At 64.0% G+C, this 9,917-nt stretch carries 16 protein-coding genes; 5 read left to right on the top strand and 11 right to left on the bottom strand.

The features are described from left to right. Positions 1–86 precede the first annotated feature (86 nt). Complete coding sequence (locus J7I85_RS20235) at positions 87–326, top strand: hypothetical protein (RefSeq protein WP_214856319.1); 240 nt, start codon at positions 87–89, stop codon at positions 324–326. Between the two features lie 222 nt (positions 327–548). Here the strand turns inward: J7I85_RS20235 and J7I85_RS20230 are convergent, their stop codons facing one another. After that, on the bottom strand, positions 549–1,505 hold the full coding sequence (locus J7I85_RS20230) for a helix-turn-helix domain-containing protein (protein WP_214856317.1): 957 nt from the start codon (positions 1,503–1,505) through the stop codon (positions 549–551). 111 nt (positions 1,506–1,616) lie between these two features. Here J7I85_RS20230 and J7I85_RS20225 point away from each other — a divergent pair, with 111 nt between their 5' ends. After that, positions 1,617–2,654, top strand: coding sequence for an alpha/beta fold hydrolase (locus tag J7I85_RS20225; RefSeq protein WP_214856315.1), 1,038 nt, complete (start codon positions 1,617–1,619; stop codon positions 2,652–2,654). A 38-nt stretch (positions 2,655–2,692) separates the two neighbouring features. On the opposite strand, the gene J7I85_RS25620 is transcribed toward J7I85_RS20225, so the two are convergent. Then, positions 2,693–2,824 carry a hypothetical protein gene (locus J7I85_RS25620; protein ID WP_285289632.1) on the bottom strand — a complete coding sequence of 44 codons (132 nt, stop codon included), beginning with the start codon at positions 2,822–2,824 and terminating at the stop codon, positions 2,693–2,695. A gap of 602 nt (positions 2,825–3,426) precedes the next feature. On the opposite strand from J7I85_RS25620, the gene J7I85_RS20220 reads away from it, so the two are divergent. After that, on the top strand, positions 3,427–3,879 hold the full coding sequence (locus J7I85_RS20220; protein ID WP_214856313.1) for a hypothetical protein: 453 nt from the start codon (positions 3,427–3,429) through the stop codon (positions 3,877–3,879). A 28-nt stretch (positions 3,880–3,907) separates the two neighbouring features. Here the strand turns inward: J7I85_RS20220 and J7I85_RS20215 are convergent, their stop codons facing one another. Then, on the bottom strand, positions 3,908–4,261 hold the full coding sequence (locus J7I85_RS20215) for a hypothetical protein (RefSeq protein WP_214856311.1): 354 nt from the start codon (positions 4,259–4,261) through the stop codon (positions 3,908–3,910). A gap of 90 nt (positions 4,262–4,351) precedes the next feature. Beyond that, on the bottom strand, positions 4,352–4,738 hold the full coding sequence (locus J7I85_RS26040; protein ID WP_374102511.1) for an HIT family protein: 387 nt from the start codon (positions 4,736–4,738) through the stop codon (positions 4,352–4,354). Between J7I85_RS26040 and J7I85_RS25255 the strand changes: the two genes are divergently transcribed. Continuing rightward, positions 4,634–4,996 (top strand): hypothetical protein, encoded by a 363-nt coding sequence (locus J7I85_RS25255; protein ID WP_251024609.1) that lies wholly within the window; start codon positions 4,634–4,636, stop codon positions 4,994–4,996. The genes J7I85_RS26040 and J7I85_RS25255 overlap by 105 nt on opposite strands. Positions 4,997–5,133: 137 nt before the next feature. On the opposite strand, the gene J7I85_RS20205 is transcribed toward J7I85_RS25255, so the two are convergent. The 3 genes from J7I85_RS20205 to J7I85_RS20200 are packed head-to-tail and all read right to left on the bottom strand — an operon-like array spanning position 5,134 to position 5,892. After that, the gene (locus J7I85_RS20205; RefSeq protein ID WP_251024608.1) at positions 5,134–5,430 is read right to left on the bottom strand and encodes a DUF5956 family protein; all 297 of its coding nucleotides are present in this window, start codon (positions 5,428–5,430) and stop codon (positions 5,134–5,136) included. After that, positions 5,351–5,548, bottom strand: coding sequence for a DUF5956 family protein (locus J7I85_RS26035; RefSeq protein ID WP_374102506.1), 198 nt, complete (start codon positions 5,546–5,548; stop codon positions 5,351–5,353). Before J7I85_RS26035 ends, J7I85_RS20205 begins: the two co-directional genes overlap by 80 nt. An 11-nt stretch (positions 5,549–5,559) precedes the next feature. Next, entirely contained in the window at positions 5,560–5,892 is a 333-nt protein-coding gene (locus J7I85_RS20200; protein WP_251024607.1) for a hypothetical protein, read from the bottom strand. 19 nt (positions 5,893–5,911) lie between these two features. Here J7I85_RS20200 and J7I85_RS20195 point away from each other — a divergent pair, with 19 nt between their 5' ends. Continuing rightward, positions 5,912–6,370: a cupin domain-containing protein gene (locus tag J7I85_RS20195; protein ID WP_214856304.1), complete on the top strand. Its 459-nt coding sequence runs from the start codon at positions 5,912–5,914 to the stop codon at positions 6,368–6,370. A 1,717-nt stretch (positions 6,371–8,087) separates the two neighbouring features. Here J7I85_RS20195 and J7I85_RS20190 read toward each other — a convergent pair. Genes J7I85_RS20190 through J7I85_RS20175 form a run of 4 tightly spaced genes read right to left on the bottom strand, consistent with a single transcriptional unit; the run spans position 8,088 to position 9,695 of the window. After that, positions 8,088–8,678, bottom strand: coding sequence for a hypothetical protein (locus J7I85_RS20190; RefSeq protein WP_214856302.1), 591 nt, complete (start codon positions 8,676–8,678; stop codon positions 8,088–8,090). Beyond that, the gene (locus tag J7I85_RS20185; RefSeq protein WP_214856300.1) at positions 8,675–9,037 is read right to left on the bottom strand and encodes a hypothetical protein; all 363 of its coding nucleotides are present in this window, start codon (positions 9,035–9,037) and stop codon (positions 8,675–8,677) included. The genes J7I85_RS20190 and J7I85_RS20185 overlap by 4 nt, the downstream gene beginning before the upstream one ends. Further along, entirely contained in the window at positions 9,034–9,558 is a 525-nt protein-coding gene (locus J7I85_RS20180) for a DUF805 domain-containing protein (RefSeq protein WP_214856298.1), read from the bottom strand. Before J7I85_RS20180 ends, J7I85_RS20185 begins: the two co-directional genes overlap by 4 nt. Continuing rightward, positions 9,552–9,695, bottom strand: a complete 144-nt coding sequence (locus J7I85_RS20175; protein WP_214856296.1) for a hypothetical protein — start codon at positions 9,693–9,695, stop codon at positions 9,552–9,554. The genes J7I85_RS20180 and J7I85_RS20175 overlap by 7 nt, the downstream gene beginning before the upstream one ends. Positions 9,696–9,917: the final 222 nt, after the last annotated feature.

The following is a 9,917-nucleotide window of genomic DNA, read 5'->3' as shown; positions in this document are numbered from 1 at the left end:
AGGGCGTTGAGCAGGTCGATGACGTCGGCGAGCTGTTCCGCTGGGCCTGACCACCGGTCAGTGTCCACGAGAAAGTCGACGAAGCCGTGCACTGCGGCGATGACAAACTCACCACGGTCGTCGTCGTCTTCGTCCGCCGTGGCAGCGAGATCGGCAGCGAGAGCGTCGGCCAGAATCACCGGATCAAGGCGTGTCAGGTCAGCAGCGGCCACACGGTCCATGTACCGGCCCATGACGCGTTGTATGGCTGCCAGGCAATCGAGGGCGGTGGCAGCAGCACCCGGAGCACCGTCGTCGAACCACCGGACAAATGCCGGCGCGAGTGAGTCGACTGCGCGACCGGCCCGGAAAGAGCTCAGGGAAGCGGGCGAAGAGCCGCGTGCAGCGGAACTTCCAGTGCCAGCGGGACCCCTGCGCTTGTTCCGATTTCTGCCGTTCTTGCTCATGCTGCCCCTGACTGATTGCGCGTTGGTTCTTACGACGACGGTACTTACCATCCGTGGACTGTGCCACCCGGCGCGCTGCACTCGCGGGCGTGCTCCTGGCCACTAGGCTTCCCGCGTCAGGCTGCGGTTCCGCCCCTGGTAGAGGCGGCGGTAGCTGGAGGGTGTGGTGTTAAGTTCGCGCATGAAGTGGAGCCGGAAGTTGGCTGCCGTTCCGAGGCCTGTCCTGGCCGCAACCGCCTGCACGGTAAGGTCGGTCGTCTCGAGCAGACGGCAGGCCTCGGCAATGCGCTGGCTGGTCAGCCAGCGCAAAGGCGTTGTCCCTGCGTCTGCCAGGAATTTGCGCGCGAAACTGCTCGGTGCCCAGCCGGCGTGAGCAGCCATGTCGATGACGGTCAGTGGCTCTGCCAGATGCTGCCTGGCCCAGGCGCACGTTTCAGCGAAATGGGTCAGCGGCGCGGCCACCGGGCGCTCGATGAACTGAGCCTGCCCGCCTTCGCGGTGAGGGGCCACGACCATCCGCCGGGCGATGCGATTCGCTGCCTCGGTGCCGTAGTCTCTGCGGACCAGATGCAGGCATAAATCGATCCCGGCCGCGACACCGGCGCTGGTGCTGACGCGGCCCTCGTCGATGTACAGCACCCCGGCGTCGACGGCGACCGCCGGGTGCAGGGTTTGCAGGCGCTGGGCGTTCCTCCAGTGCGTCGTGGCGCGTTTCCCGTCAAGGAGGCCGGCAGCCGCCAACGCGAAAGCCCCTGTGCAGACGGACACCACCCGGACTCCGTTCCCGGCCGCCTCACGAAGCGCTTCGCAGACACTGGCCGGAGGGTCCGTGAGGGGGCTGAACCCGGGCACAACGATGGTGTCGGCTGATAGAAGGGCTTCGAGCCCCTCCGCGGCGTGAATGGCATACCCGGTGGTGGTCGGGACCAGGCCGGGTTCGGCTGCGCAGACCGCAAAAGAGTACAGTTGCCGCTCGTCCTCATGGCCGAAAACCTGGGCTGGAATGGCGAGGTCAAAGGCGACGACGTCCGGCAATGCGAGGGCAACGACACGGTGCATGAGGCCACTGTACCCACGCGGCCACTGTCCCGATCCCTGTCTGCAGGATCCTTTTCATACTGGCAATTTTTACCACTCCCCCGCGCTGCTACCGGTTGGCAGTCTTATCCCATGATCAACTTTCGACATTCACTGCCGGCACCCATCAAGACCGCCACCGCGTCAAGCCACGCCAAGTCTCCGCGGCGCCGGCTTCGCACACTCGGTTTTACGGCCGCCATCGTGGCTGGCCTCCTTCTCGTCTCCACGTTCGCCAACGTCGCCATGAATCAGGCTGAGCGGTCCGCGACCGCTCCGTACGGTCAAAGGGTGCAGACAAGCCACGGTGCGCTGAACGTCGTCCGCGCACCAGGCAACGGCAGGACAGGACAGGCAATCGTGCTGCTCAGCGGCCTCGGCACACCGGCACCGGCGGTGGACTTTGCACCGCTCGTCCGGGAGCTCGGGGACTACGACGTCGTTGTCGTGGAAGGGTTCGGCTACGGGTACAGCGACCAGCCCCCGGTGGAGCGCACTGTCGAGAACATCACCTCCGAACTGCATGAGGCCCTGGCAAATGCGGACGTGCCCAGTCCCTATGTGCTGGCTGGCCATTCCATTGCCGGTTTCTACACGCTCGCTTACGCCAACCGGTACCGGAACGACGTCGCGGCTGTCATCGGCATCGACCCCACGGTGCCTGCCGCCCGAACGATCCACGCCGACGAGACCGGTGTCCCCACCGGCGGCATCAACTGGGAAGGCATTATCGCGACCGGCGGCCTGCTCCGCTGGGTGACCATGCTCGCGCCAAGCCTGGTGGAACCGGACGGCACAGCCTACACCTCCCGGGAGCGGGACCAGATGCGCAAGATGGCCAACTGGAACTTCGGCAACCCCTCCGTCCTCAACGAGACCAACCGGATCGCCGAGAACGCCCGCAAGGTGCAAGGAATGCGCTACCCCGACGACCTCCCCGTGCTCACTTTCCTCGCCTCGGCGAAGGAGACCCCTGCGGACCTTGAGCTACACGAAAGCCGTCTGCAAAACGTCCAAAAGCACGAAACAGTGACGCTCCCCGGCGGGCACTACCTGCACTGGACCCATGCGCCGGCCATGGCCAGCAAGATCAACGCCTTCCTGACCACCACCACGCCCGGAGCGCGCTAAGGCTGCCGCTTCGGTCCCGACACCGTCCCGCACGTGCCCTAAGACTTGTCAGCCCCTGCAGCGGCAGCGTCTTCACGCTCCAGCAGGTAGCGCAGGAACGCGGCCTGGTTGTCGATTTCCCGTTGCTTGCGGGGAGACAGCCAGTCCAGCAGCTCTTTGTCGTCAGCCATTGATGTTCACCCCCTTAGGCTCGAATTAATGCTCACCTCGTTAGGGCAAGATCGGCGAAAGTTTCAGGCAGGATAGGCGAAGGTCTTGTCGTGAGGAGGCTTCGGCCCTTGGCGGGTCACACCATCCCGTTTGGTCCGGCAACCAGTCAGGCAGGCCTCGTCTCCCAATCGTGATGTGTTCGCGCCCCCGGAACACCGACGGGTAGCCGGGCCGGGCACCTGCTGGGGGAGTGGCGCCAAGCCCGGCTAGCCTGACCCGGACGGACGCCGGCAGACCGTCCGGAGGGCTTCAACATTGTTATCCGCCCGTCTCATAGTTAACACCTCTTCAGAATTTAGAGCAGCAGTGGTAGTTACTTGTTTTTCGGCCTATACGGCTACGCGTTTGCGCAGTCACATGCGAACGCTCCAAGGCAAGTTGACCCGCTGTCCCCGAAGCTATTCGTCGTCGCACTGTCGCATGGTTAGATAGGCGCATGAGGAAATCTTGCGGGATTTTGGCCGTCGCAGTGCTCGCGCTCACAGGTTGCGGATCCAGTTCCAGCACGCAGCCCAGTCCGGAACCGTCGGCCGCAACGACGCCAGCCATGGAACCTAGCGCCGTGAGCAAGGCCGCGGGCGGCGAGTCGATCTGCAAGGACAAGGCGGGCGACTCAGCGTCGAAGGTTGTTGACCTCGCCCAGGCTCGGCTGCTCAGCGACGGCACGGAGCTGTTGGCCACCTTCAACACAGTGGCGAACGTCCCGACCACCGGGACCGTTTTGTATTCCGTGAGGGCGTGGAGCGCGGCCGGCAGCAAGGAATACCAGCTCGGAGCGAAGTTCAAAGACGGCAAGGAGATCGCTACCTTCCTGGTCGACGTCGGAAGCGGGCAGCAGGAAAACATCACCAACGGAGCCGTGGCCGCAGGCAAGCAGGTCAGCGGCCGATACCCGCTAGCCAAGCTGGAGGGTCTCGGGGACAAGTTCGAGTGGTCAGCGAAGGTGACCGTTGACGGTACGGAGGCCGACCGTTGCCCCGGTGGTGACGTCAGGTCACGGTTCCCCGGGGCCTAAGGCCTGCGACAAATCCTGCGGCGTCCCATCAGAGCTCGGGGCCGGTGGAAGCCGGCGCAGATCGGCGGGTTCGGCGGCGGTCCCTGATCTTCAGCGCGGTGAATACAATCAGCTCCAGAACCAGGACGATCAGCCAGAGGAACAGAGCGACAACTCCGAGGGCGTATTCACGCGGGAGATCGTTGAAGCTGTTGACGGACTCCCGCGGTGACGGGTTCGATAAGAAGTAGATGGCCAGGGCCGGCAGTCCTAGGAAAAGCACCCAGAAGGTGACCCAGTACAGCCTCCGGCCAGCAAGGCGCAGGCAGACGTTTACCAGCCAGACCGCGGTCACAGTCAACAGCATGGCCACGACAATGTGGTTCGCGGCCGAGAGCGTCACTCCTGCTCACCCAAGGCAGGTGCAGGCGCGGTGTCTGGGCCTGAAGGCTCACGCCGCTCCCCCGCGTCCCCAAACGTCATGGACCTTAGCCTACCGGTCACCACTCGCGGTGGTCCTGTTCAATTCGGCCACGAGTAGCTTTCCGGCAACATAATGCCCGGTGGCGGTCGATCCACCTTCGGGCCACGTTTCAATTCCGTCCCCTGCCCTACGAGGAACGACATGCATGTGCCAGTGGTCAACTGACTGGTCGCTGCCGGGCCCGCAAGCGCTGAGAAGGTTGACGCCAGTTGCAGGCAGGGCACGGAGCATCCCCTGGCTGACCTGCTGGCAGAGGGCTCCAACCGCATCCCGCGAGGTTGAGTCCGCGTCATGGATTCCAAGGCAGTGACGCCTTGGTATGACAAGCACATGACCGGGAGCGAGTGCCGCGGCATCGGGAACCGTGAAGGCGAGCGCTTCGCCGATATCTGCCACGACTTGAGCGGGAGCGTTGCCCATGGCTATCTGGCAAAAGATGCAGTCAGGCTGTGGTGGCATGGAAGTGACCATACACGTGCGCTCCACTGGGCAGTCGCTGAGCGTCTGAACAGCCACGACCTGCTCAGCGTCCTGAACCTCGGAGCCCCTTCCGACGAGTACGACCCGGAAGCCGAAGAGTTCAGCCGGCTCATAGCCAGCAGGTGTATGGCCCTCCGGGGCAGGTCTCCCAGGCGACGCTCTGGCCGCGTATAGACGGGAGGCTTGCGGGATGGTCGCTGGCACCGCAGCTTGGGAAAACCTTGGAGGCCGCCCCCAGCCCCCCAAATAGGGGGTAAAGTGGGCACCGGCTCTCAGGAAGACCACACATTTCACCATGTGCCGGGTGCACGCTAGGTCTTGTCACTGAAGCACAGGTAGCCGCGAACCTGAGCTTCAGATCGCCGGGTCCGGAACGCATTCCCCCCTTGCACCCGGACCCGGCGGACTATTTCAGCCAGGCTGCGGTGCTCCTCCTCCTGACCGATCCAGCGGAAACCTGGAGGACGCTGCTCCGCACCGGTCTCGGCCAGGTACGCGTTGGCTTCCTCCTCGACGATTTGCCGGTCATCAGTGGTAAAGGCTTCGACGGCCTCCACAACGTTTCCGTCCTTGTCGGTGCTCGTCACGGCCACCCCTGGCGGTGTCAACCTGCCGGGGTCCCCGGCGGAGGTTCTCCGGACCGGCAGCCCAGCCAATCAGGGCACCCCAGCCGCTCTCATCAAGTTCAGCCAACCCCTCGGCCGAACCGTTGCTTCCTCCGGCCATGTCTGCCGTCGTCAGCCGTTCTCGCGCCCGGGCAACGGCGCGCCGTTGAGAAAGGCTTCGTACTCTGCCTTGACGTCCTCATCCACGTCGGGCCGCTGGTGGCTGTACCGCGCATCAGTGCGGTCGCGCTTCGGCCCGGAGACCCAGAACTCATCGCCGTTGCCGACGTCGTAGAAGTTGGCGTCGAAGTTGGCGCGAGCCAGCCCGGTCACCCTTTCCAGCGTGCGGCCCCGGAAGTGGGCAGTTCTCCACGACTTGGAAAACTGCAACCTCGTGATCCACGCTGGCCCGTGGTCCGTGTTGTAGCCGGTCTTCAGCTGGACGTACATAATCCTCTCGGGCATGGCCACATCGTAACGCCGGATGCAGCACACCGAACGCTGGCGACAAATTCGAGAAACCTGCGCCAGCTGCCCCTACTTGCTGACCGGCCAGGGAATCGAGATCACGGCAACGCCGGGTGACTTGGTGGCCAAGCCGCGCGGACGCTGGCACACCTTCTGGAATGCCGGAGACGACGAACTCCGCGTGCTTGAGATAATCGTTCCTGGCGGCATCGAGGCCATGTTCCGCCGACTCGCCGAGCCCGGCGGCGAATACTCCCCGGATACCCAACCCCGCCCTCGCGGCCGAGTACGGTGCCGAGGTGGACTTCGAGGCAACGATGCCGCTGGTCGAGCGGCACGGGCTGGTGTTCTAGCCGGCCACGGTGCCTGGATCACCGAAATCCTGAACTGCCACGACCTGGCCGGCGCCATGGTTCACGGTGCGCCCGACAGCGAGTACGCCCCGGATATGAAGGAATTCATCGAGCTGGCCTAGGCCGGCGCTCGGTAAGGACCCCTTCCCGTGCATAGCCGATCTCGAAGGGAGACTTCCCTAAGCATCCGCACAATGGGGCCGGAAGCGCTGCGAGTTACTGATCTAGCTGGATTTCTTAGCGCCCTGTTTGCTCGTGGCCAAGAATGTCGCGACTCCGAGAACCAAGGAAGTACCGAGAACAGCTGGCAACGGGATGTTCCCATTCAGCCAGGGGAGAAATAGCGAAAGTGCCGCAACCACAAGGCCCGCGAGTACGGCGAACGTCCTGACCCTGATTGATTTCCCCATGCTTGGATCATAGGGTGTTTGCGGCCGGTTGCCTGCCCCGCCCTGCGCGGAAAGTGAACTGGGAGGACTATACCTACGGCAATCAGCGGCAAACCCAGGGTGCATCTTCAGGGGACTCGTTACCGGCATATCCCCTTCCTCCAGGCTGGCTCCCGCACCACTCCTCGGCAACAGCGCCGCCCAGAGACCACACCGCTGGGTAGGAAGCGGCGAGAACCAGCGCCATGGCCGTCCAAAACCACAGCCAGCGCAGGCGCCTCGTCGCACTCTTCCCTATCCGCAAGTACGCCACGACTGACAAACCGCTGGCCGCCGCACCGAGAAGACCAAGCCACGCGTAACTCGGTGAAGCGCCCGGAGAAAGCGCAGACAAGCCAGCCAGAACGAGCCAAAGCAGGATTCCGGGAGCCAAGACCACCAGCGTCCCCAGGTAGACCGTCTTGAAACCCGCCCCCGAAGACCTCGTCCGACTATCCAGCGCCCTACTCATCAGGTCAGTTTAGGGGCCGCCGCCGGCGGTGGCTCACATCGCAGCCGATGTTCCCGTGTATTCGGGTCCCTGGCGGCGCCAGAGCAATGGGCGCGCTCTTCCTGCCATCTGAGGTCAAGCGGCGGAACCTGGTGCCAGCTGAAGCTAGGCCTGCACTTGTTCCCTCCCCGCTGCCATTAGACTCAGGCAGTCACAGAATTGGGGGTCACGTATGAGGCAGATTCAGGCGCCGGGGGTCTGGTTCGGGCTGACGGTGATGTCCACCTTCCTGCTGGCCTACGTCTTCATCATTGGGGTCTTCTCCTGGTCCTCCTCACGTCTGCGTTTTTTATCGCCACGTCCATGGCCCTGTTCAGCCGTGTAAAAAGCAGGCTGTAGTCCACTGGTGCGGTCGACCCCGGATCCTGCATGGCATGAGTGTTGGGGAGGCGATGACCGAAGCTAGCACCTGGTAAATCAGTTGAGAGGAAAGACGCCGATGAACCAAAAGGAGGCCACCGCGAACAGTCCGGACAGCGGAACAGGCATTCGAGCAGCCGATTGGACGGGTCTGCCACCTGCAGCGACTGGCCTGGATCGGCGGGGTTGTACGCCACCTCCAGCGCCGAGCCCGGAACAGGGGGTTTGGCGTACGAGACCTCAGATTCCCCCCATAGAGGAAGCCCTGCGGTCCGGTGAACTGGTAGGTCGGCCAGTAGCGCCGACTTGGGGTGGAATTGCCGCCGCCGGAGTCCAGCCGGCCCTACTGCCGGTGATGGTGGCCTCGACTTTGGGCCAGGCGCCGATCAGCCGTTCCCGGCGCTTCGTCTTCCGTGCAGCGTGGATGCACGCGGCCGCGGGCCAGGACGAATAGCGCCCAAATGACGTACATCACGGTTTTCAAGGCGCCCCCCGTCGCAGTTACCGGTAGCGCGCCCGGTTCGGAGTTCCTGCCATCTGTCACCGCAATTCCTTCGGACCAATATCCACCCTCGTGACCCCACAGGCGAACTGCAGCCCACCCCCGGTGGCGTCCAGTCGGCAGTCCTGGTCTTTCACCCGCGGCCATCCAGAGATCTCGGGGGCGCGGCGTGCCCACTTGTAGTGGAACTCGTCGTGTTCGGTGTAGATGTCTACGATGTCCCCGTCGAAGCCGTCCTGGGTTACGAGGACGGACTGGCCGTCTGCGGCCACGACCTTCACGGTGTCGCCAATGCCGACAGCGCCCAGGTATGCGAAGACGAGGACGAGGCCCAGGTAGGGCACTGCCGCCGCGGCCGCCATCCCCGTGGTCCAGCCGATGGTGCGCCGCAGCAACGTCCGGGGAATCCTGCCAATCAATGCTGGCAGCAGGAGCATTATGCCCGCCGCCCCAGTCAGGATCGCCAGGATCATGAGTCCGTCGCCGATGTTGGACGCTGGCACACCGACGTAGAGGAGCAGGCGCTGGCTGGTGGCAGCGCGATCGGCTTCAAGAACCGCATGCGCACCAAGGGCTGTCAGGCCGGCTGCAGCCAAAAGAGCGATACCCCAGATCTCACGGCGCCTCATAGGCTGCCGGTCGTGACCGAAGTCCCGCTTGCAGCCCTTGCACGGGCATCCCCTATCGTCTGTGTTACCGCGACGTGGATGACCTCCAGAAGCGCGGCAGCCAGCATCACCAGCAGGGTTTCCAGTGCCAGGACAAACTCGAAGACCCCGTCAAGGGAGTCCTCCTTCCACTCTGGCGGCACCGACCTACTCGCTTGGACGGCAAGCAGAAAGAACACCAGGGCCGTCAACGAGAGCCCGCCGAAGAGGATCCAACGGGTGTAGCGGTAGGCCCGGTGGCGGGCGGTGCCCAGACCGACGTGCACGAGCCAGAGGACCCCCGCAATGACGGGCACGGCGAGGAAGGGGTTCACTTTCACTTGTACTTGTTGCGGGATGCCCTCACGGATCCGCCGCCGCGGGTATGTGCTGAGCGGCCGCCCAGGATGCTGGTGCGGTTGTTGATGCTGCCGTCTCGCTTGAAGGCGGAGGCGTTCCGGTTCACCCCGACCTTCTTGCCGCCCTCGAGTTGCATTCCGGAGACGCCCGCTGACATGGAACTGGCCAAGGCTGCCGTCACGCCGACAACGACAGCACCAACGACAAGGGTGTTCCGGAGCCAGCGGCCCGAGAGCTGCTGGGACCGCATGACTCTGGTGCCGTCAGGCAATTCCACCTCGTAGTCATGGAAGGTGGGCACGAACCCATACCCGAAGAGGACGGCCGGTCCCACGAGCGGAAAAATGAGCCAAGCCAGCGCCCAGAAGCTTGCGTTCTGGTCCCGGAGCCGGCGGACCGTCAGCGCGAACATTGGGGCCTGGAGTCCCAGCCACAGGAAAGCGAAGGCGCCCATCAGGCCGTCTGGCGGTTCCCACAGCAGCCTGCCGGATTCGTTCAGCATCTCCGGGGGGCGATGACGCTCCAGTTGAGGTTGAAGAAGAGGAAGGCCGCGACGGTCAGAATCACCGTCACCACGAAAGACGTCACGGCGTACGTGAAGTATTCGGCCCGGCCGGTCACGCCTTTTACATCGAACATCCGCCAGATCGGACGGAAAAAATAGCTGGCTTTCATGAATCCCCCAATTGCATCTATTAGGAGCCTACACAAGGTGCCCACTCCCCCGTCTCTCACCTCGGTGCCGGCCCGTACGCTTCGAGACCGGCGCCATGAACACACCACGACGCCTGCCGGTGCCCGTCTACGCCAGGCAGTGACGGCTTGTCTGAACAAGCACGACCTGCTCGGCGTCCTGGAACT

Source organism: Arthrobacter sp. ISL-65 (assembly GCF_018613795.1).
GTDB lineage: Bacteria > Actinomycetota > Actinomycetes > Actinomycetales > Micrococcaceae > Arthrobacter.
Note: the sequence above shows the minus strand (reverse complement) of the source record. Positions and strands in the feature narration are given on the sequence as shown.